This is a genomic window from Soehngenia sp. (assembly GCF_055108775.1).
Genome location: NZ_JBSQIL010000028.1, coordinates 1 through 21,317, shown reverse-complemented (window position 1 = coordinate 21,317; position 21,317 = coordinate 1). Strand labels below are relative to the sequence as shown.

Below are 21,317 nucleotides of genomic sequence, written 5' to 3'. Positions count from 1 at the left end.
AGTGATGAAATTCTCATATCTATTGGTTTTCCATTGATAATAGATTCAACTCTACCATCCTGCGGAATTCTTTTTTCAGCAATATTCATCTTCCCTAAGATTTTTATCCTCGTTACTATCGCAGATAAATTAAATCTTGGTATTCTCATTATCTCTGTCAAATCACCGTCAATTCTAAATCTTACTCTTACATCTTCTATACCTGGTTCAAGATGTATATCTGAAGCTCTCATTTTTAAAGCCTGTTCAAAAAGTGTATTAATTAATCTTACTATAGGTGCACTAGCAACTTCAGCTTGTTCCTTTTCAACATAATCATCATCATATTGGTTGTTAACCGAGTCAAATTCCTGCAAAACTCTTTTGCTTACTCCTGCAGTATAATACTTATCTATCAAAGCCTCTATATCTGATTGCGTTGCTATAACTGTCTCTAAATCCATCTTTGTATATAATTTAACATCATCAACTGCGTAGAAGTTCAAGGGATCGGCCATGGCAATAACAAGTTTATCTTCATGTTTATCTATTGGAATCAAAATATATTTTCTGACAATTTGTTCAGGCAATATATTAACTACTTTTTCATTTACTTCATATTTGCTAAGATCTACTCTTGGAAATCCTAATTGATACTCAAGAACTTCAACAATATCATCAGAAGTTACCCATCCCTTTTCCTCAAGTATTTCTCCGATTTTTTTACCGCTAATTTCTTGTTCTTGCAATGCGATTTTTAGTTGTTGGGAATCTATTTTCCCCGAATACAACAAAATTTCTCCAATTTTTAGAGTTGTCTTTTGCATATATATACCCCGTTTTTTTTAATTTATCTGAAAATAAAAATTATTCATGTATTAACTCATAATAAGATAATACTCCAATTTAACAACGATTTCAATCAAAATATTATATTATATTATCTTTAAATACGTTTTATCGCTTTAAAGTAAAATTGTCAATAAAAAAAGCAGGTTTCCCTGCTATAATCTTTGCCTAATTATATCGTTTATTTTTGTCACAATGATATCTATTGCAACCTTGTTGTATCCTCCTTCGGGGATAATTATATCAGCATATCTTTTGGTTGGTTCAACAAACTGTAAATGTGCTGGCCTTACAGTATTCATATACTGGTTTATAACAGATTCTAGTGTCCTACCTCTAAAATTCATATCTCTATTAATTCTTCTAATAACTCTTACATCTGCATCGGTGTCTACGAAAATTTTAATGTCCATCATCTTCCTAAGTTCTTCATCGTATAATATTAGTATTCCTTCTAAAATAATTATGTCTTTAGGTTCAACTAAAATAGTTTCTTTTTTACGATTATGATTTTCAAAATCATATATTGGTTTTTCAATTGATTCCCAATTGATGAGCTTCTTTAAATGGCTAATTAACAACTGATTATCAAATGCAAATGGATGATCATAATTTGTTTTTACTCTTTCCTCAAAACTAAGGTCACTTTGATCTTTGTAATATGAGTCTTGTTCAATAACTACTACATTTTTGTCAGTGATAGCCTTATAAATTTCATTTGTTACAGTAGACTTCCCCGAGCCTGTTCCTCCAGCTATCCCAATAATTATCGGATTTTTCATTAGATATCATCTCTCTTCTTTCTAATTAGATAAAAAGGTTTAACTTTTTCGTCAATTTTTACTTTAATAATCTGCTGAGCATGTGGTGCAGATTCTATTGGCTCATTATCTTCATTCCACATTTCTTTTATTTCCAATTCAAAATACTCTCTATCTGGACCAAATACCTCTAGAGTATCACCAATATTTATTCTATTTCGTTGCTCAATTGTAGCAATTTTATTGTTTTCATCATAATCTTTTATCATGCCCACAAAATCATATTTTCTAATGTAAGAATTTGTAGTATAAACTTGTGCATTTGTTTTGGCTTCATTGTAGAAAAATCCAGTCGTGAAATCCCTATGGCTTACTTTTTTTAGTTCAGTTAAAAGTCGTTCATCAAATTTATAATTAATAGGATCTTTATAATAATCATCTATGGCTTTCCGATAAGCTCCAACAACTGTTGCTACATAATATGAACTCTTTACTCTGCCTTCAATTTTAAAACTCTTTATTCCTGATTGAATAAGCTCATCAACATGTTCTATCATGCACAAATCTTTAGAATTAAATATAAATGTTCCTTCTTCATGTTCTTCAATTGGAAAATATTCCCCTGGTCTTTTTTCTTCTACAACATTATATTTATATCTGCATGGTTGAGCGCAGTCGCCTCTATTTGCATCTCTGCCTGTCATATAACTACTTAATATACATCTTCCAGAATAACTCATGCACATAGCTCCATGAACGAAAACTTCTAACTCTAAATCATTAGGTGCTTTTTTTGATATTTCTCTTATCTCGTCTAATGTCAATTCACGAGCTAATACAATTCTTTTAATACCTAAATTATACCAAAACATTATCGTTTCGAAATTTGTAATGCTTGCTTGTGTGCTAAGATGAATTGGCAATTCATTTGCTGAATTTCTTACTATGTTAAAAACTCCAGGATCAGATACTATTACAGCATCAACATTAATTCTATACAGTTCTTTAACATATTCATCTAATCCTATCAAGTCATCATCGTGTGGCACAATGTTTAATGTGACATATACTTTTTTATCTAAATCATGTGCAATCTTTACTGCTTTTTCTATTTCTTCTAATGTAAAGTTCTTTGAAGCTTTTCTTAGCCCAAATGATTCCCCGCCTAGATATACTGCATCTGCACCATAGGTGATCGCCATTTTTAATTTCTCTAGGTCGCCTGCTGGTGCTAATAATTCAACTCTTTTCAATCTTAATCCTCCTTATATGTTAATGCTATTCCATCGCCTATCGGTATAATAGAGGTTTCATATCCATCAATATTTGTTATATGTTTGAGGTAATTTCTCATGTTTTCTACTATTGTCCGTTTCCTTCGTTTTACTGGGCCATCACTAGCTGTCATACCTTTAAATAATACATTATCAGAAATTATAATACCACCTTTTTTTAATAGCTTAGATCCCATATTAAAATAATCTATATACTTAGACTTATTCGCATCTATAAATATCAAGTCATATTCCTTGGTTAAATGAGGCATAACTAAAGCTGCATCTCCTTCTATAACTTGAATATGATTTTCTAAATTAGCATTCTTGATGTTTTTTAATGCTATGTCAACAAGTTGAGGATTGATTTCTATGGTTGTAATCCTAAACTCATCTCCTAGATTTTGTGACATCATTATACTAGAGTATCCTATTGCAGTGCCGATTTCTAATATCTCTTTAGGTTTTAGTATTTTCAATAAAACCCTTATTAGTTGTTCAGTTTCTGGCTGTAAAATAGGAATATTATTAAAATCAGCATACTTTCTTAATTCATTTAGAATCTCTATTTTTTCATTATGTAATTCTTGGATATACTTAATGATATTTTCATCCACTATATTTGTCATACTACCATTCCTTATACCTTGAAGCTTTGTCATATACATAAAGAATTATGTTTCCAAATATAAGAACAGAAGCTAATTCGCCTAAGCTTATTCCTATAACTGTATATATATACGGAATCTTAGTGAAATAAGAAACCCAAATTGAGACAATTAATCCATTTAATAAAACAGGAGAGGATATTGCTAAAAATTTATTTTTAGCTTTAGAAGTTAAAAAAGCTGCTATTAGTGTGACTAATGAACCCCCAATTATATCTACTAATCCAAAGCCAGAATACGGAGCAAGTAAAACATTTGAAAGTAAAACTCCAACAAATAAACCTGGAACTGCAGCAGATTCAACAAAAGGCAGGAGTGCAAGCCCTTCAGCAATTCGTAATTGAACAGGTCCATAAGTTAAATTTAATATTGGAAATGGCAAAGCTTGAAGTATAATTAAAACTATGTATATTGCAGCTATCAAACTAGCTTTTGTTAAATATTTTATATTCATCTTCATAAATTATTTCTCCTTATAGATTTAGAATAAATGGAACTAAGATAGGTACTGCAAAAGTGCAAATTGCTCCAGTTATAAATGCTATCAAAGTAATTTCAGAGTCAGTTGATTTAGAAATTATTGGCAAACTTGTATCCATAGCTGTAGCTCCTGCTGGTGCAATTGCTTCAATAAACCCTATCTTATTAGCTATTATAGGGATTATCATGATTGCTATAAGCTCCCTTATCACGTTAGAAATAAATGCTAATGCAGACAATTCGCTAGAATAACTTGCTATAAGTATAGAGGATAATGAATACCATCCTAATCCCGCTCCGATTGCCCCTGCTTCGTTAAAAGGTAGCTTAAGTATCACTCCTGCGATAGCTGATCCTAAAATGCTTCCTGCTATTATAGCTATTGGTACCAATAATATTTTAATCCCTTTAGCTTTTATTCTACTAAATACAGATTTATTTAACCCTATATCAATACCAACAAAAAATAACAGCAAAATCAAACCTAAATCTATTATGTAATCTGCATAATTTAGAATATCTTTTGGCAACACGAAATATCCCGATATAATTCCTAGAATAACAGCTATAATAATTCTGAATGTCATTGTTTGCCTCCAAAAAATAGTTTATTTACAATAAATGTAAAAATTATGCTAAATCCAATTGTGAATACGCTAATTACTGTAGCATTTAATCCTATGGAAAGAAATGAATTTATGACTTTATCATCCATTCCAATTTTTATGCCCATGACAAAAAGTAAAAAAAGCAGACAGGCAGTTTGTAAACTGCCTAATCTTTTTATAAAATTTTCTTTCAGCTTTATATTTGCACCAATCAAACCACCTAAAATAATTATCGCTAAATACATTAACAGCCTGGTTGTCATTTTTTAAACCTCCATAATTATAGGCAATATCATTGGATTTCTTTTTATCGTCGTATATAAATAGGTTCTTAAATCATCTCTAATATTTGACTTTATAGCTGACCAGTCATTTATCTTCTTAGCTTCACACTGATCTAAAGTTTGTTTAACAATTTTTCTAACTTCTTCAATTAATTCTTCAGACTCTCTTACATATACAAATCCCCTAGATACTATATCAGGACCTGATTCAACTGCACCTGTCTGTTTGTTAATTGTAACTACTACTACTATTAAACCATCTTCAGAAAGATGTTTTCTATCTCTTAATACTATATTTCCAACATCTCCGACACCTAATCCATCAACTAGAATATTTCCTGCTTGCACAATTGCTCCTAGTTTAGCGCCTTCTTTAGTAAATTCAATGGTTTGTCCATTTTCTAATATAAATATATTTTCTTTTGGTGTACCAAGAGCATGGCTAATATCTGCATGAAGTTTTAAGTGCCTTGTCTCCCCATGCACGGGTATAAAATATTTTGGTTTCACAAGGCTATGAATTAATTTTAGTTCTTCCTGGCAAGCATGTCCTGAAACATGTATGTCTGCTAATGCTTCATATATTACATTAGTCCCTTTTTCAAGTAATTTATTTATTACTTTTGAAACTGTAATTTCATTTCCCGGAATAGGTGTAGCAGATATGATAACCATATCATCGGACATAAGCTCAATTTTTCTGTGTTCATTATTTGCAATCCTTGTTAGAGCACTCATTGGCTCGCCTTGACTTCCTGTTGTTATAATTACAATATCCTTTTTATTATATTTATTCATATCGTTTATATCTATCATTGTATCAGGTTTTATCCTTAAATATCCAAGCTCATGTGCTACATTTACAGTATTTACCATGGATCTACCAGATATGATTACTTTTCTAGAATTCAACTCAGCAGCATCAATTATTTGTTGAATTCTATATACATTTGATGCAAAGGTAGCTACTATAATTCTACCTTCAGCCTTATAAAATAAATCTCTAAATGTTTCGCCTACAGTCCTTTCGCTTAAAGTATAGCCAGGTCTTACAACATTTGTTGAATCGGAAAGCAAAGCCAATACACCCTTGTTTCCCAACTCAGCAAATCTATTCAAATCCATAATATCCCCTGAAATCGGAGTAAAGTCAACCTTGAAGTCTCCTGTTTGTATAACAGTCCCGATTGGTGAAGTTATTGCCAAAGCAGCTGAATCAGGTATACTATGCGTTGTTCTAATAAATTCAACATCAAAATATCCTAGTTTGACTTTTTCTCCATGTTTTACCGTATACAGATTTGTATTCTCCAAATTATGCTCTTTCAATTTATTATACAACAATCCTATAGTTAATTTTGTCCCATAAATCGGCATATCAATTTTCTTTAATATATAAGGAATTGCCCCAATATGATCTTCATGTCCATGAGTTAAAAGCAATCCTTTTATTTTGTCTTTATTCTTCATAAGATAAGTTATATCAGGTATAACCACATCTACTCCTAGCATCTCATCGCCAGGAAATGTCATTCCACAATCAACTATGACTATACTATCCTTATATTCGTACACAGTCATGTTTTTTCCTATTTCCCCTAGTCCTCCTAAGGGAATGATTTTTAATTTACTTTCTTTTGCCACTATATCACTCCCATTTTTTTTGATAATTATCTTTACATTCTTTACAAATTCCATAAAATTTCACATCGTGATCGCTGATAATGAAATCTTCTTCTATTTCTATTTCTTTCTCTAACGATTCTAATAAATCTAATTTAACTTCAGTTACTTTTCCGCACTCTGTACATATTAAATGATGATGATGGTGATTCTCTGTTTCAGTATTTAATTCATACCTAGCAACCCCATCATCAAAATTAATTTTATAAACAATGCCTAATTTCTCGAAGAGTTGCAATGTTCTATATACTGTAGCTATACCTACTTCTTTATCGTTCATAGAGATTATCTTATGAACATCTTCACAACTAAGATGTTCATTTTTATTATCGAGTAATATATTCAATATCTCTTCTCTTTGGTTTGTAGATTTATAGCCTCTCTGTTGTAATGTATACAAATATTTTTCTATCCCTTTATCCACGTTAAAGACACCACCTATTGTAGTTGTTCTTTCATCAACTCTTCGTATACTTCTTTTGCCTCTTCTAGTTCTTCATCGTCAATTCCTACCAAAATCTCATTCCCATTCTCATCTAAATCAATTTTTAGTATATATGTCGGAGAATCAATGTCTCCACTAGGTAGCAAAACCACATAGTCTACATCATCTATGCTAAATTTAGCTTTAACTAAGAATTCAATTTCATTGCCTAATTCATCGTAAAATACAGCTTTTTGTTGCATCTTATCCTCCTTATTTTTTATCCAAATAGCTCTGTAGTATATATGATGCAGCTATTTTGTCTACTACATTTTTTCTATTTTTTCTTTTTACATCTGCTTCTAAAAGGACTCTAGTAGCAGATACTGTAGTTAACCTTTCATCGATATAGATGATTTCCAAATTAAATTTGTTTCTTAACTTCTCTGAAAATTTCTTAACTATTTCACAAGAATCTCCTATACTACCATCCATATTTAATGGTAACCCCACAACTATTTTTTTGATTTCGTAATCATTTATAATTTTTTCAATCTCTTCTATATCTTTCTTCATAGAAACTCGATTTATTGTCTTAAAACCTTGTGCTGTCATGGCTAAAGGATCACTTAAAGCAACCCCTATTCTCTTTTCTCCAATATCCAATCCTAATATTCTTTCCATATACTCTCCTAAATAACTTTAATACAAAATTCCGGGCATACAGTTGCACAATAACCACATAATATGCAATTATCATTTGGTATAGCTCTTCCGTTTATTACTTTAATCCCTTCCTGATTGCATCTTTCCTCACATTTTCTACAACCTATACAGTAATCTGCGACAATTAACTTTCGATTCTTTGTTCTCAATTTACTCAATGTATAAAAATCAACACTGTTATGCTCCATTATCTGAATATTAGCATCTATTTCTTCAATAGATTGCATGCCTATAGCTATAGATTGTATAAATGGAATGTCTTTCACAAACTTTATAGCTTCTTCTGCTTTGTTTATCAGATGTCCTCCACCAAGAGCTTTCATGCTATATATTCCTTTGCCAAGGTTGTACAAAATTTCCAGAACATCCAGCATATCATTGATCGTTCCGTCATGTATCCCTATACCATTCATATTCACTAAGGGATGAACTATATCTAGCTCTTTGTATTTTAAAAGAGCTTTAGCTCCCATAACTCTATGTGTAGACAATCCAATAGCTTTTATTTTACCTTCTTCTTTTGCTTTTAAAAAAAATTCAATAGCATCATAATGGCCTTTTACAGTATATTCACTTTCTTGTTCATGAAGCAGAAACACATCAATATAATCAGTGCTAATTTCTCTTAAAGCCTTATCTAAACTTCTTTTAGCTAATTCCTTATTATAAGCATATGTCTTGGTAGCTATCACATATTTTTCTCTATCTATACCCTTTAATCCCTCTTTAACATAAGCATAATTATCATAAATTTCTGCAGTATCCAGAAAATTTATACCTCTTTCATAAGCATATTTTATCAGATAAGCTCCATCTTTTATTGATAAATTCGCTTGAAAAGGCGTCATAGTTAAAGAGCCAAAACATAAATTTGACACATACAGCCCAGTGTTACCTAATTCTCTTTTTCCCAACATTTTCTCTTTCCTTCGCTATTAACATAAATAAATGGATAGCGAAAGCCATCCATCTAAAAAACTAGTCTTTATTAGTCTCCAAATATGCTCTTAAAATTTCTTCTAATAGCTCGTCTCTCTCTATCTTTCTTATCAGATTTCTTGCGTTATTGTGGCTTGTAATATAGGTAGGGTCCCCGGATAGGATATAACCTATAATTTGATTGATAGGATTGTATCCTTTCTCTTCTAATGATTTGAATACCGAAAGCAATATCTCTCTTGGTTCAGTCGGATTTTCTTTCGTGGCTTCAAATTTAACTGTCTCATTCATTTTAACTTCTTTTTTCCTATCCACATTACCACCCCTTTACATTATTATATCATAAAATCAATAAATATTTCCAAAATTATATTTTTAATTGTTCTCTTAAAAGTATTTCTATTTCTTTTAAAGCATCATCTAATTTATCTGCAAATTTTCCTCCACCTTGAGCAAGGTCTTTTCTTCCTCCTCCATTGCCTCCAACAACGTTTGATGCATGTTTTACTAAAACTCCAACATTTACTCCTAATTCAACTGCCTTTTCTGTGGCCATAGATATGAAAACTATTTTATCTTCATCACGAGACACTAAGAATATAACTCCATCATTTAGTTTTGATTTTATGATATCACCTAATTCTCTCATCTCTTGTGGAGACATATCCTCACAATCATGAATGATTAGTCTTAAATTACCAATCGTTTTTGCTTTATTTATTATATCATCAATGGAATCTAAAATTAATTTTTTTCTTAAATTCTTAATTTCAAGTTCTTTATTTTTTGATTCTTCTATAATTAAAGATACCTTTTCAACAACGTTTTGCTTATTACCTCCAACTGTTGAGGCAATTTTATTAATATTTTCTTCTAATTCATAAATATATTGATATACATTAAATCCTGTTAATGCTTCTATCCTTCTAACTCCACTAGCTACACTTGATTCTGATAATATCTTAAACATACCTATTTGACCTGAATTTTTCACATGAGTACCTCCACAAAGCTCTTGCGAAAAATTCCCGATGCTTACAACTCTTACATATTCACCGTATTTTTCTTCAAACAATCCGATAATTCCCTTTTCTTGAGCATCTCTGAGTGTCATTATTTCAGTCTTAACTTCTTGAGCCTTTAATATCTCATTATTTACAATTTCTTCAATCTTTCTAATTTGGTCTTTTGTTAAAGGTTCAAAATGTGTAAAATCAAATCTTAACCTTGTTGGAGTTACCAATGAGCCAGCTTGGCTAACATGGTTTCCTAATACATTTCTTAGAGCCTTATGCAATAAGTGTGTAGCAGAATGGTTTCTCATTGTTGACTCTCTTAAATTAACATCAACTTCTGCAAAAACATTGTCCCCTACTTTTAGTTCTCCATTTTTGATAACAACATGATGTATCATTGTTTTTGAAGGGGTCACTTTTGTATCTTCAACAATAGCCAATCCATTTTCAAATTTTATTAATCCTTTATCTCCTACTTGTCCTCCTGATTCTCCATAAAAAGGAGTTTCTTCTAGTATAATAAAGCCACTTTCACCTTCTACTAATTTTTCAACTATATTATTGTCCTTAATTATAGCATTTACTATTGTGTTAGCCATTAAAGTTTCATATCCTATGAAACTAGATTTTATGCCAACAGTTATATCATCTTTGTCTTTGTTTCCCCAACCGCTGTCAGTTTCCTCTCTTGCCCTTCTTGCTCTTTCTCTCTGATCACTCATGCATTTATTGAAACCATCTAAATCTATCTCAAATCCTTTTTCTTTTAATATTTCTGAAGTCAATTCTGGAGGAAAACCAAAAGTATCATATAATTTAAACGCTCTCTCCCCGTCTAAAATTTTATTGTTATTTTGAGATAGTTCTTCAATCATGTTTTCAAGTATATTTAAGCCTTGATTTATAGTCTCTTTAAATTTTTCTTCCTCTATTGAAATAACTTTTTTAATTTGAGTTTCATTTTCTTTAAGTTCCTTGTACTCAACCATCCAAGAATTGATTACAACATCTGCTACTTTATCTAAGAAAGTGTCTTCAATCCCTAATAGTTTGCCATGCCTCGAAGCCCTTCTAATCAGTCTCCTAAGCACATATCCTCTTCCTTCGTTGCTTGGGACTACTCCATCGCTAACAAGGAAAGTTATCGCTCTAATATGATCTGTAATTATCCTTGCGGAAATATCTTTTTCTTTATCAGATCCATATTTATAGCCGCTTATCTCCAATACTTTGTTTAATATGTCTTTGATAGCTCCTATTTCGAAAATATTATCAGTATTTTCCATTATAGTTGCTATTCTTTCTAGTCCCATACCAGTATCAATATTTGGATTTGGTAGTGGATGATAAATCCCATTTTCATCTTTATCAAATTGTGTAAAAACTAAATTCCATACTTCTAAAAATCTATCGCAATCGCAACCTGGTTTACAAGTTTCTTTACCGCATCCGTATGCCGGGCCTCTGTCAACATATATTTCTGAACATGGCCCAGATGGTCCTACTTCAAGTTCCCAGAAATTATCTTCTTTGCCAAGTCTAACAATTTTCTCTTCCGGTATTCCTATCATCTTATTCCATAATTCAAAAGCTTCATCATCTTCATGATATACACTTACCCACAAATCGTTCGGATCAAGTTCAAGTCTCTCAGTTAAAAATTCCCATGCCCATGAAATAGCCTCTTTTTTAAAATAATCTCCAAAAGAAAAATTACCTAGCATCTCAAAAAATGTAGCATGTCTAGCTGTTCTCCCAACATTGTCTATATCACCAGTTCTAATACATTTCTGACATGTTGCCATTCGTTTACTAGGAGGTGTTTTTTCACCAGTAAAATAAGGTTTTAAAGGTGCCATTCCAGCTCCAATTAGTAAAAGTGATTTGTCATTCTTTGGCACTAATGAAAAACTAGGAGCTATTAAGTGCCCTTTATCTCTAAAAAATTCTAAATATTCTTTCCTTATATCGTGAAGCCCTAATTTTTTCATATTTACACCTCTCTAAGTATTATAAAAATCCTCCCTTTTAGGGAGGTTCTGTTACTCTTTTATTTTAGAATATATATCGGCATTTGTCAATCAACTACAACAATTCTCTAGATTCTTTATATTTCATTTTTATAAATCTAAATATTATCATCAGTATAGCTGTAACAGGAACAGCTAGTATCATTCCCAACACTCCGAATATTCCTCCACCTATTATTAAAGCTAAAAGAACTGTTAATGGGTGAAGCCCTATGCTCTGTCCCAATACTTTTGGGGCTAATATATTATTTTCAACCCATTGTATGACTACAAAGAAAACAGCTACCCATAATGCCTTTATAGGACTTGATAAAAATGCCAATACTACGGCTGGCAAAAATCCTAAAAATGGCCCTATGTATGGTATGATATCAGCTATAGCTGTAATCATTCCTATCACTATAGCAAAATCTATGTTCATAATCAAAAGGAATATAGCAGTCATTGTACCTACAAACAAAGCCATTAACAGCCTTCCTTTTATGAATTGATTCATTACATCGTTTATTTGATGAGCTAGCGTCAAAATATCATCTTTATATTTCAAAGGTATATATTCCTTTACTTTTTTAATAAAATAATTTTTGTCAATTAAAAGATAAAAAGTGATTATAGGTATAAGTATTAAAGTCAGTGCTTTTGATAAAAATCCACTTATACCAGAGATCATATTAGATATTCCATTAGAAATTGATTCTTGTAGCTTCTGAGTATTGCTTTCTATTACCCCTTCAATAGTTTTTAATAACTCAGGAGTAGAGGAAAATACATTATCATAATTTGAATAGAATTTATCAATAAATAAATTTATGTTGTCAACATACTTGGTTAGATTATCTGCTAAGTTTCTGATTTCCGAACCAGTTCTAGGAATAAATGATACTAATAAAATTGTAAAAACAATTAGAATAGCAACATAAACAACTGCTGTACTCACTATTCTTTTTAAACCCTTGTTTTGTAAATAATTTACTAACGGATTTAAAAAATAAGAAAATATTACTGACAATATTATTGCAAGTAAAATATCAGATAGAATTTTATATCTGTTAAATAATATATAAATTATATAGATTACTGCAGCAATAGAGGCAATAGATACCAGTATCTTTGTGTCATATTTTATTTTCTTTCTTTTTTCGACAAAATTATTTCCAATATTGATTAAGTAATAACTTAACAAAAACAACAATATTGTGAGTAATATCCATACTAATTTAACAAATAAATCCGGTGGAGTAGCTACGCCCATGCTTTGCCTCCTAAAAAAGATTTATTAATCCTCTATTTCATGAATTTCATGCAAATCTTCATCATCAAATTCAACATCTTCTAGTCCTTCTATTTTTACCCCAGATTTTTTAGAGTAATCAAGTAATGCCTTCCTTATAGCCTGTTCTGCTAAAACACTACAGTGCATTTTTACTGGTGGTAGTCCGTCAAGAGCTTCTGCCACTGCTTTGTTTGTGATTTGCATTGCTTCCTGTATAGATTTCCCTTTGACTAATTCTGTTGCCATACTTGATGAAGCTATAGCTGAACCACAGCCAAAAGTTTTGAACTTAACATCTGTTATAATCCCATCTTCAATTTTAAGATACATTTTCATGATATCTCCACATTTAGGATTACCAACTTCTCCTATACCATCAGCATTTTCAATTTCTCCTACATTTCTAGGATTCATAAAATGATCCATTACTTTTTCAGAATACATTATTTACCCTCCTGTGCTTTTTCATAAAGTGGTGACATCTGTCTTAACCTATCGACGATAGTTGCCAATTTTTCAACAACAAAATCTATTTCTTCTTTTGTATTATCTTTCCCTAACGACAACCTTAATGAGCCATGAGCTATCTCGTGGGGTAACCCAATCGCAAGCAGTACATGTGAAGGGTCTAAGCTTCCTGATGTACAAGCTGAACCACTTGATGCTGCAATCTTATGCATATCTAAGCTTAAAAGTAAAGATTCCCCTTCTATATATTTAAAACACATATTAACATTCCCAGGTAGTCTATTTGTGGGATGCCCATTTAGTCTAACATCAGGTATCTTTTTTTGTATGCTATCTATCAAATAATCTCTTAATTTAGTTATTTTTTCTGTATTTTCTTCTAAATTTGAATATGCTAATTCAATTGCTTTCCCCAACCCAACAATTCCAGCTACATTTTCAGTGCCAGCTCTTTTATTTCTCTCTTGGGCACCTCCATGAATTAATGGGTCAATTTTTATACCTTTTTTAATATACAAAGCCCCAACACCTTTTGGCCCATAAAGCTTATGTGCTGACATAGATAATAAATCAATATTCATTTCCTTTACATCTATTGGCAAGCTGCCAACTGCTTGTACAGCATCTGTATGAAACAATACATTGTGTTTCCTAGCTATAGCCCCTATTTCTTTGATTGGCTCAATTGTTCCTATTTCGTTATTTGCAAACATTATAGAGATTAAGATTGTTTCTTCTGTAATTGATTTTTCGAGTTCCTCTAGGGAAATCATCCCATATTCATCTACATCTAAGTAAGTGATTTTATAACCTTTCTTTTCTAAGTATTCACAAGCATGTAAAACTGCATGATGTTCAATTTTTGAAGTGATTATATGTCTTCCTTTATCTCCGAATTTAGATGCAATTCCCTTTATAGCCCAATTATCAGATTCAGATCCTCCTGCTGTAAAATATATTTCATTTTTATCTGCATTTATAGCTTTTGCAACTCTCTCCCTGGCTTTATCAATAGCTATTTTAGAATAATTGCTTAAATAATATATGCTTGATGGATTACCATAATATTCGCAAAAATAAGGTAACATTTCATCAAGCACTTCTTTACTGACAGGTGTTGTAGCAGCGTGATCCATATAAATGATTTTATCCACAGTACTCCTCCTTGTTATAAGTTTTTTACCATATTAGCATCCTCTACCATGTCTTGTAAAGTTATCGAATCTATTACTTGATCTATCCCGCTTTTTATCTTTGCTAATACTACTTTTGTTACACACATATCTTCCTTTTTACACTCAAAGCCATCACTTGAAACACAATCGGCAGGATAATTTTCTCCTTCTAAAGAACGCAATATCTCTCCTACTGTGATATCTTTAGGATGCCTAGTAAGCATATACCCGCCATATGCACCTCTAGAGCTAACAACAAGCCCATCTTTCTTTAGTGTTGAAAAAAGTTGTTCTAAGTAATTCTCACTCAAATCTTCTTCATCTGCAATAGATTTTATGGAAATTGGTCCCTCTCCATATGCCATTGCTAATTGATACATTGCCATCAATCCATATCTTCCCTTTGTAGATAATTTCATTATTTCACCTCTTTAATACCACCTAATTCTCTTGGTTTTATTTCTACATTATATTATATCCAAGTAATATTGTCAACTTTAAAACATATAAAAAGGTGCTTTTAAGCACCTTAATTAATATTTAATTTAATCTTTAATTTTTCGAGCATATCTTTAGTCATGCTATCTAAATCATATTTAGGACTCCATCCCCATTGTTTCCTTGCTTCTGAATCATCAAGTGAATTTGGCCATGATTCAGCGATCTTTTGTCTTACTGGATCGATCTCATAATGTAATTCAAATTCTGGTATGAACTTTCTAATTGATTTTGCAATATCTTCAGGTTCTATACTCATCGCAGTTATATTAAATGCATTTCTATGGACTAGCCTACTACCATCTGCCTCCATTAAATTGATTACAGCATCTAAAGCATCTGGTATATACATCATGTCCATATAAGTGCCCTTTTGTATATAACTAGTATATGATTTCTTTAAAATGGCATCATAATAAATGTGGACTGCATAATCTGTGGTACCGCCGCCAGGCAAAGTATTATATGATATAATTCCTGGATATCTAACTCCTCTAGTATCTACACCAAATTTTTTATAATAATAGTCACATAATAATTCTCCAGATACTTTTGTTACACCATACATAGTAGATGGTCTCATAATAGTATCCTGTGGTGTTAAGTCTTTTGGTGTATTCGGACCAAAAACTGCTATTGAGCTAGGAGTAAATATTTTTAGATTCTTCTCTCTAGCAATCTCTAGTACATTATATAAACCGGTCATGTTAATTTGCCAACATAAGTTTGGGTTTTTTTCGCCAACTGCAGACAAAATAGCAGCTAAATTTACAATTGTATCAATTTTATATTTTTCTACAACTTCAGAAATTTGTTTAGCCTCTAATACATTGATAATCTCAAATGGTCCTGATTCGATTAGGTCTTCTTTTCCAGACTTCTTTTCAATATCACTTATGACAACGTTATCCCTACCGTAAATATCTCGCATTTTTACAGCTAATTCTGAACCTATTTGTCCTAGGGCTCCAGTAATTAATATTTTTTTCATCATACACCTCCAAAATTATTATCCCGTTATTATTATAACATATTCTTACACAAATAAAAGTAAAAAAGCACTTAAATAAGTGCTTTTAATATACAAGTTAATACCAGCAAATTCCTATTGTTTTTGGACCAAGATGAGATCCTATTACCGGTCCAATCTCTTCAATATCTATTTTTATATTCAAATCAGGGTGTTTTTCTTCAAGCAATTCTTTGAATACTAAAGCTTCATCATAAGCTAATATTTGAAATATAGTAGCTCTATTAATTTCATCACCCACTAATTCTATAACCCTATCCAATGCATTTTTCTTTCCTCTAGCTTTTTCTAATAATGTAAGTTCTCCATCTTTAAGTTCAATGATAGGTTTTATATTAATTAAATTTCCTAAGTTAGCTTGTAGTGGAGAAATTCGTCCTCCTCTTTTTAGATATTCTAAAGTATCTGGTAGAGCTAATACCTTTAGTTTTGTCTTTTTATCTTCTAAATATGATGCTATTTCATCTGCATTTTTTCCTTCTTTTTTTAACATTACAGCATCTTCAATTAAAAACTTTAAAGCTGCCACAGTAGAAAGAGTATCAACAATAGTAATTTTTTTATCTCCTAATAATTCTTTAGCGGCTACTGCGCTATTGTATGTCCCACTAAGTTTAGAAGATAAAACAATTACTATTATTTCATCATATTTTTCAAATGATTTCAAATAAGCTTCTTTAAATTCTCCAACTGATGGTTGTGAAGTTGTTGGAAATGATTTGCTATTTTTGAATTTATTGAAATATTCCTCAAATTCACCTTTAAACCCTTCTTTATACTCTACTCCATCAAAAATGTAGTGAAGGGGAACTACTGTAATATCTTCCTTCTCAACATAATCTTTTGATAAATATGCTGTGCTATCTGTTATTATTTTTACACTCATTCTCTAACCCCCTATTTATATTATTTGAGTTCTGCTCACAAATTTGTAAGCAGAACTCAAATTTATTTTACCACAATATTATAGATTTTACTAGGAACATATATTTCTTTTATGATAGTCTTTCCATCAATAAATTTATTTACAACTTCATTTTTAAAGACCTTATCTCTTACAGAATCTTGTTCTTCATTTAATTGTATCTTAACTGTAGCTCTCACTTTGCCATTAATTTGAATTGGTATTTCAATTATTTCGTCTATAGTCTTATCCTCATCATATTTAGGCCATGTCGCTTTATTTAAATTTCCTTTAAGTCCAAGTATCTCCCACATCTCTTCAGTAATATGGGGTGCTACTGGATTTAACAATATTAAATAAGTTTCTATGTCTTTTTTAGTAATTCTTCCATAATCGTTAAACTCGTTTAATAAACTCATGAGGGATGCAATAGCTGTATTGAATTTTAAGTTTTCATAATCAAAAGTAACTTTTTTTATGGTTTTGTGTATACTTGTTTCTAGCTCTTTTGTATATTCATGTCCTTCAACAACAATTTCTTGTAGTTTCCAAACTCTTTCAAGATATCTTCTGCAACCCTTTAATCCATTATCTGACCAAGGTACACTTTTTTCAAAATCTCCAATAAACATTTCATATGTTCTTAAAGTATCTGCTCCATATTCATTTACAATATCATCTGGATTAATAACATTCCCTCTGGATTTAGACATTTTCTCATTGTTATTACCTAAAATCATTCCATGAGAAGTTCTTTTTATATATGGTTCGGGATCTCTAACAACACCACAATCATATAAAAATTTATGCCAAAATCTCGAATATAGTAAATGCAGTGTTGTATGCTCCATCCCTCCATTATACCAGTCAACAGGCATCCAGTATTCTAAAGCTTCTTTTGAGGCTAATTCATTATCGTTGTGAGGATCTGTATACCTTAAGAAATACCATGATGAGCCAGCCCATTGAGGCATAGTATCTGTTTCTCTTTTAGCAGCTTTACCGCATTTTGGACAAGTTGTATTTACCCATTCAGTAATATTTGCTAGTGGAGACTCCCCATTATCAGTTGGCTCATAATTTTCAACTTCTGGCAATAGTAAAGGAAGTTCTTCTTCTGGCACTTTTACCCAGCCACAGTCCTCACAATAGATCATAGGAATTGGTTCTCCCCAGTATCTTTGTCTAGAAAATACCCAATCTCTTAATTTATAATTGACTTTTCTTTTCCCTATATTGTTTTCTTCAATCCATTTAAGAATTTTCTCTTTTGCTTCTTTTATACTTAGCCCGTTTAAGAAATCAGAGTTTACCAATATTCCTTCTTCTGTACTAGTATATGCTTCTTTAGTAATATCCCCGCCGCTAATTACTTCAACAATTGGCAAATTAAATTTATTAGCAAATTCCCAATCTCTTTCATCATGACCTGGAACTGCCATCACTGCTCCAGTACCATAAGTAATCAATACGTAGTCTGATATCCAGATTGGTATTTCTTTATTGTTAACTGGATTTATAGCTTTTATTCCTTTTAATTCTACACCCGTTTTTTCTTTTGATAGTTCAGTTCTTTCGAATTCTGACTTTTTCATTACTTCTTCTCTATATGCAATAACTTCATCAAAATTTTCTATCAGATCTTTGTGCTCATCAATAATTTTGTGTTCAGGTGCTATTACCATATAAGTTGAACCAAAAATGGTATCAGGTCTAGTAGTAAAAACTTCGATTGGTTTATTCGTTTGAGCTATTTTAAAAACAAGTTCTGCCCCTTCTGATCTACCAATCCAGTTTTTTTGTTGCAATTTCACTCTATCAATATAATCTACTTTGTCTAGGTCATTAATCAATCTCTCGGCATATTCAGTTATTTTTAACATCCATTGATTTTTTACTTTCCTAACTACTTCTCCGCCACATCTCTCGCAATGACCTCCAACCACTTCTTCGTTTGCTAATCCAATCTTACAGCTTGGGCACCAATTAATAGGCATTTGTTCTTTATATGCAAGTCCTTTATCAAAAAGTTTTAAAAATATCCATTGTGTCCATTTGTAATAGCTTGGGTCAGTTGTATTTATTTCTCTTGACCAATCAAAAGAAAACCCGATTGACTTTAATTGAGATTTAAATCTTTTTATGTTTTTCTCTGTGACTATTCTAGGGTGTATTTTGTTTTTAATTGCATAATTTTCAGTTGGCAATCCAAATGCATCCCAGCCCATAGGAAATAAAACATTATATCCTTCAAGTCTTCTTTTTCTAGAAACGACATCTAATGCCGTATATGGTCTAGGGTGTCCAACATGCAACCCCTCTCCTGATGGATATGGAAATTCGACCAATGCATAATATTTTGGTTTATTGCTATTATTATATGCTTTGAATGTCTCTTCTCTATCCCAAATCTCTTGCCATTTTGATTCAATTTCCTTGTGATTATATTCTTTCATTATAAAACCCCCACTTACAAAAATTTAACCTTTCGCCATAGAGACGAAAGGTTTTCCGCGGTACCACTCTTTTTGATGATTCTATAAATCCACTCATTTTTATAACGAGATTTCCCGTCCAATTTTATTGGAAACTCAAAGGTGAGTTCGGATACCTTAAATATTGTCTTTCACCATCCGACAACTCTCTAAAATTTGAAGTGCATCCTACTATTCTTTTCATAGTTTTTATGAAATTTGCTTAAAGTATACCAGATACTAGTTTGAATTACAATAAAATTTTAAAAATCGCAGCTATTTACAGTTCTTGGAAATGGAATAACATCTCTGATGTTTGACATCCCTGTAATGTACATAACTGCTCTTTCAAATCCAAGTCCGAAGCCTGCATGTTTTACTCCACCATATTTTCTTAGTTCTAAATACCACCAATAGTCGTCTAAGTTCATATTATTTGCTTTCATTTTCTCCAATAAAACATCTAATCTTTCTTCTCTTTGACTACCACCAATTATTTCCCCAACTCCTGGAACAAGCAAGTCCATTGCTGCAACAGTTTTATTGTCGTCATTAACCCTCATATAGAAAGCCTTGATCTCTTTTGGATAGTTGATTACAAATATTGGTTTTTTAAATTCTTGCTCAGTTAAATATCTTTCGTGTTCTGTTTGCAAATCCATTCCCCATTCCACAGGGAATTGAAAATCCACTCCTGATTTTTTTAATAATTCTATTGCATCAGTATAAGTTAATACACCAAATTCCGAATTTACAATGTTTGTAAGTCTTTCAATCAATCCATTTGATATAAATGAATCAAAGAAATCCATTTCTTCTTTTGCATTTTCTAAAACATAGTTAATAATATATTTAAACATCTCTTCGGCTAATTTCATATCATCTTCTAAATCCGCGAATGCTATCTCTGGCTCAATCATCCAAAATTCTGCAGCATGCCTAGCAGTGTTAGAATTTTCAGCTCTAAAGGTAGGTCCAAATGTGTATACATTCTTAAAAGCTAATGCAAATGCTTCTGCTTCTAGTTGTCCACTTACAGTGAGGTTTGTTTCTTTACCAAAAAAATCTTCTTTGAAATCAATTTCGTTGTTTTCAGTTAAGGGTAAATTCTTCAAGTCTAAAGTAGTAACCCTAAACATCTCTCCAGCACCTTCTGCATCCGATGCTGTAATTATTGGTGTATTAACATAAACAAATCCACGTTCTTGAAAAAATTTATGAATTGCATAAGCCATCATTGACCTTACTCTAAAAACAGAGTTAAAAGTATTTGTCCTAGGTCTTAAATGTTGTATTGTTCTTAAGTACTCAAGAGAATGTCTTTTCTTTTGAATAGGATAATCATTATCTGAAGGTGCTAAAATTTCTATCCTATCTGCTCTAACTTCAAATGGTTGCTTTGCTTGTGGTGTCTCAACTAACATGCCTTTAACTTTTATTGCAGTATATATAGGCAGTTTTTCTATGATTTCAAAATCATTAATGTTATCTTCATACACAACTTGCAAATTCTTAAAAAATGTTCCATCATTCAATTCGATAAATCCTAATTTCTTTGATGATCTCTTTGTCTTAATCCATCCTTCAACTTCAACTTCTTTATCCATATAATTTTCACTTAGTTTGTAGATGTCTTTTACAGATAGTTTCATAATTTCCTCCTTTGATGTTATTACGTTTTGTAAACTTAAATGAAAATTGAGGACTCCAAACTCTCTATGGTACAATGTTCTTGCATAAAAACAAATACCTCCCAGAAAGGATGAAGTCCTCA

The 21,317-nt window shown here is 31.4% G+C and carries 22 protein-coding genes and 1 other annotated feature; all 22 genes read right to left on the bottom strand.

Translation table 11 applies throughout. The features are described 5' to 3' along the window. Positions 1–806 (bottom strand): GspE/PulE family protein (locus tag ACTB1H_RS05165; RefSeq protein ID WP_463261766.1); only part of this gene is annotated, 806 nt, incomplete at its 3' end. A 177-nt stretch (positions 807–983) separates the two neighbouring features. Then, a complete protein-coding gene (gene udk / locus ACTB1H_RS05160; protein WP_463261765.1) occupies positions 984–1,610 on the bottom strand; it encodes a uridine kinase in 627 nt (208 codons plus the stop codon). Continuing rightward, positions 1,610–2,842: a peptidase U32 family protein gene (locus ACTB1H_RS05155; RefSeq protein WP_463261764.1), complete on the bottom strand. Its 1,233-nt coding sequence runs from the start codon at positions 2,840–2,842 to the stop codon at positions 1,610–1,612. The genes udk and ACTB1H_RS05155 overlap by 1 nt, the downstream gene beginning before the upstream one ends. Before the next feature lie 2 nt (positions 2,843–2,844). After that, positions 2,845–3,492: an O-methyltransferase gene (locus tag ACTB1H_RS05150; RefSeq protein ID WP_463261763.1), complete on the bottom strand. Its 648-nt coding sequence runs from the start codon at positions 3,490–3,492 to the stop codon at positions 2,845–2,847. A 1-nt stretch (position 3,493) separates the two neighbouring features. Then, positions 3,494–3,991, bottom strand: a complete 498-nt coding sequence (locus ACTB1H_RS05145) for a QueT transporter family protein (protein WP_463261762.1) — start codon at positions 3,989–3,991, stop codon at positions 3,494–3,496. A gap of 13 nt (positions 3,992–4,004) precedes the next feature. Next, on the bottom strand, positions 4,005–4,598 hold the full coding sequence (locus tag ACTB1H_RS05140; protein ID WP_463261761.1) for a LysO family transporter: 594 nt from the start codon (positions 4,596–4,598) through the stop codon (positions 4,005–4,007). After that, on the bottom strand, positions 4,595–4,882 hold the full coding sequence (locus ACTB1H_RS05135) for a LysO family transporter (protein ID WP_463261760.1): 288 nt from the start codon (positions 4,880–4,882) through the stop codon (positions 4,595–4,597). The genes ACTB1H_RS05140 and ACTB1H_RS05135 overlap by 4 nt, the downstream gene beginning before the upstream one ends. 3 nt (positions 4,883–4,885) lie before the next feature. Continuing rightward, a complete protein-coding gene (locus ACTB1H_RS05130) occupies positions 4,886–6,547 on the bottom strand; it encodes a ribonuclease J (RefSeq protein WP_463261759.1) in 1,662 nt (553 codons plus the stop codon). 4 nt (positions 6,548–6,551) lie between these two features. Further along, positions 6,552–7,010 (bottom strand): Fur family transcriptional regulator, encoded by a 459-nt coding sequence (locus ACTB1H_RS05125; protein WP_463261758.1) that lies wholly within the window; start codon positions 7,008–7,010, stop codon positions 6,552–6,554. A gap of 14 nt (positions 7,011–7,024) precedes the next feature. Beyond that, positions 7,025–7,273 carry a DUF1292 domain-containing protein gene (locus ACTB1H_RS05120; protein ID WP_276441962.1) on the bottom strand — a complete coding sequence of 83 codons (249 nt, stop codon included), beginning with the start codon at positions 7,271–7,273 and terminating at the stop codon, positions 7,025–7,027. Between the two features lie 10 nt (positions 7,274–7,283). Beyond that, positions 7,284–7,694, bottom strand: coding sequence for a Holliday junction resolvase RuvX (gene ruvX, locus ACTB1H_RS05115; RefSeq protein ID WP_463261757.1), 411 nt, complete (start codon positions 7,692–7,694; stop codon positions 7,284–7,286). An 8-nt stretch (positions 7,695–7,702) separates the two neighbouring features. Beyond that, positions 7,703–8,653 carry an aldo/keto reductase gene (locus tag ACTB1H_RS05110; RefSeq protein ID WP_463261756.1) on the bottom strand — a complete coding sequence of 317 codons (951 nt, stop codon included), beginning with the start codon at positions 8,651–8,653 and terminating at the stop codon, positions 7,703–7,705. Positions 8,654–8,714: 61 nt separating this feature from the next. Beyond that, entirely contained in the window at positions 8,715–8,966 is a 252-nt protein-coding gene (locus ACTB1H_RS05105) for an IreB family regulatory phosphoprotein (protein WP_463261767.1), read from the bottom strand. 76 nt (positions 8,967–9,042) lie between these two features. Further along, positions 9,043–11,682: an alanine--tRNA ligase gene (gene alaS, locus ACTB1H_RS05100; RefSeq protein WP_463261755.1), complete on the bottom strand. Its 2,640-nt coding sequence runs from the start codon at positions 11,680–11,682 to the stop codon at positions 9,043–9,045. 94 nt (positions 11,683–11,776) lie between these two features. Beyond that, positions 11,777–12,973, bottom strand: a complete 1,197-nt coding sequence (locus ACTB1H_RS05095; RefSeq protein ID WP_463261754.1) for an AI-2E family transporter — start codon at positions 12,971–12,973, stop codon at positions 11,777–11,779. 24 nt (positions 12,974–12,997) lie between these two features. Further along, on the bottom strand, positions 12,998–13,438 hold the full coding sequence (nifU, locus tag ACTB1H_RS05090; protein WP_463261753.1) for a Fe-S cluster assembly scaffold protein NifU: 441 nt from the start codon (positions 13,436–13,438) through the stop codon (positions 12,998–13,000). Further along, entirely contained in the window at positions 13,438–14,616 is a 1,179-nt protein-coding gene (gene nifS, locus ACTB1H_RS05085; RefSeq protein WP_463261752.1) for a cysteine desulfurase NifS, read from the bottom strand. Before nifS ends, nifU begins: the two co-directional genes overlap by 1 nt. Positions 14,617–14,630: 14 nt before the next feature. Beyond that, on the bottom strand, positions 14,631–15,056 hold the full coding sequence (locus ACTB1H_RS05080; protein WP_463261751.1) for an RrF2 family transcriptional regulator: 426 nt from the start codon (positions 15,054–15,056) through the stop codon (positions 14,631–14,633). Between the two features lie 110 nt (positions 15,057–15,166). Further along, positions 15,167–16,126 carry an L-threonine 3-dehydrogenase gene (locus ACTB1H_RS05075; protein ID WP_463261750.1) on the bottom strand — a complete coding sequence of 320 codons (960 nt, stop codon included), beginning with the start codon at positions 16,124–16,126 and terminating at the stop codon, positions 15,167–15,169. A 97-nt stretch (positions 16,127–16,223) separates the two neighbouring features. Then, a complete protein-coding gene (locus tag ACTB1H_RS05070; protein WP_463261749.1) occupies positions 16,224–17,051 on the bottom strand; it encodes a DegV family protein in 828 nt (275 codons plus the stop codon). Between the two features lie 62 nt (positions 17,052–17,113). Then, positions 17,114–19,525 carry a leucine--tRNA ligase gene (gene leuS, locus ACTB1H_RS05065; protein ID WP_463261748.1) on the bottom strand — a complete coding sequence of 804 codons (2,412 nt, stop codon included), beginning with the start codon at positions 19,523–19,525 and terminating at the stop codon, positions 17,114–17,116. Positions 19,526–19,561: 36 nt separating this feature from the next. Continuing rightward, positions 19,562–19,757: a binding site (T-box leader), on the bottom strand. Positions 19,758–19,806: 49 nt separating this feature from the next. Beyond that, a complete protein-coding gene (asnS, locus tag ACTB1H_RS05060; RefSeq protein ID WP_463261747.1) occupies positions 19,807–21,195 on the bottom strand; it encodes an asparagine--tRNA ligase in 1,389 nt (462 codons plus the stop codon). Positions 21,196–21,317 lie beyond the last annotated feature (122 nt).

Excerpts from the sequence above, each read along its gene's own strand:
- udk (WP_463261765.1), bottom strand. The coding sequence starts at position 1,610 with ATGAAAAATCCGATAATTATTGGGATAGCTGGAGGAACAGGCTCGGGG.
- ACTB1H_RS05150 (WP_463261763.1), bottom strand. The coding sequence starts at position 3,492 with ATGACAAATATAGTGGATGAAAATATCATTAAGTATATCCAAGAATTA.
- ACTB1H_RS05145 (WP_463261762.1), bottom strand. The coding sequence starts at position 3,991 with ATGAAGATGAATATAAAATATTTAACAAAAGCTAGTTTGATAGCTGCA.
- ACTB1H_RS05140 (WP_463261761.1), bottom strand. The coding sequence starts at position 4,598 with ATGACATTCAGAATTATTATAGCTGTTATTCTAGGAATTATATCGGGA.
- ACTB1H_RS05135 (WP_463261760.1), bottom strand. The coding sequence starts at position 4,882 with ATGACAACCAGGCTGTTAATGTATTTAGCGATAATTATTTTAGGTGGT.
- ACTB1H_RS05120 (WP_276441962.1), bottom strand. The coding sequence starts at position 7,273 with ATGCAACAAAAAGCTGTATTTTACGATGAATTAGGCAATGAAATTGAA.
- ruvX (WP_463261757.1), bottom strand. The coding sequence starts at position 7,694 with ATGGAAAGAATATTAGGATTGGATATTGGAGAAAAGAGAATAGGGGTT.
- ACTB1H_RS05110 (WP_463261756.1), bottom strand. The coding sequence starts at position 8,653 with ATGTTGGGAAAAAGAGAATTAGGTAACACTGGGCTGTATGTGTCAAAT.
- ACTB1H_RS05105 (WP_463261767.1), bottom strand. The coding sequence starts at position 8,966 with ATGAATGAGACAGTTAAATTTGAAGCCACGAAAGAAAATCCGACTGAA.
- alaS (WP_463261755.1), bottom strand. The coding sequence starts at position 11,682 with ATGAAAAAATTAGGGCTTCACGATATAAGGAAAGAATATTTAGAATTT.
- ACTB1H_RS05095 (WP_463261754.1), bottom strand. The coding sequence starts at position 12,973 with ATGGGCGTAGCTACTCCACCGGATTTATTTGTTAAATTAGTATGGATA.
- nifU (WP_463261753.1), bottom strand. The coding sequence starts at position 13,438 with ATGTATTCTGAAAAAGTAATGGATCATTTTATGAATCCTAGAAATGTA.
- ACTB1H_RS05080 (WP_463261751.1), bottom strand. The coding sequence starts at position 15,056 with ATGAAATTATCTACAAAGGGAAGATATGGATTGATGGCAATGTATCAA.
- ACTB1H_RS05075 (WP_463261750.1), bottom strand. The coding sequence starts at position 16,126 with ATGAAAAAAATATTAATTACTGGAGCCCTAGGACAAATAGGTTCAGAA.
- ACTB1H_RS05070 (WP_463261749.1), bottom strand. The coding sequence starts at position 17,051 with ATGAGTGTAAAAATAATAACAGATAGCACAGCATATTTATCAAAAGAT.
- leuS (WP_463261748.1), bottom strand. The coding sequence starts at position 19,525 with ATGAAAGAATATAATCACAAGGAAATTGAATCAAAATGGCAAGAGATT.
- asnS (WP_463261747.1), bottom strand. The coding sequence starts at position 21,195 with ATGAAACTATCTGTAAAAGACATCTACAAACTAAGTGAAAATTATATG.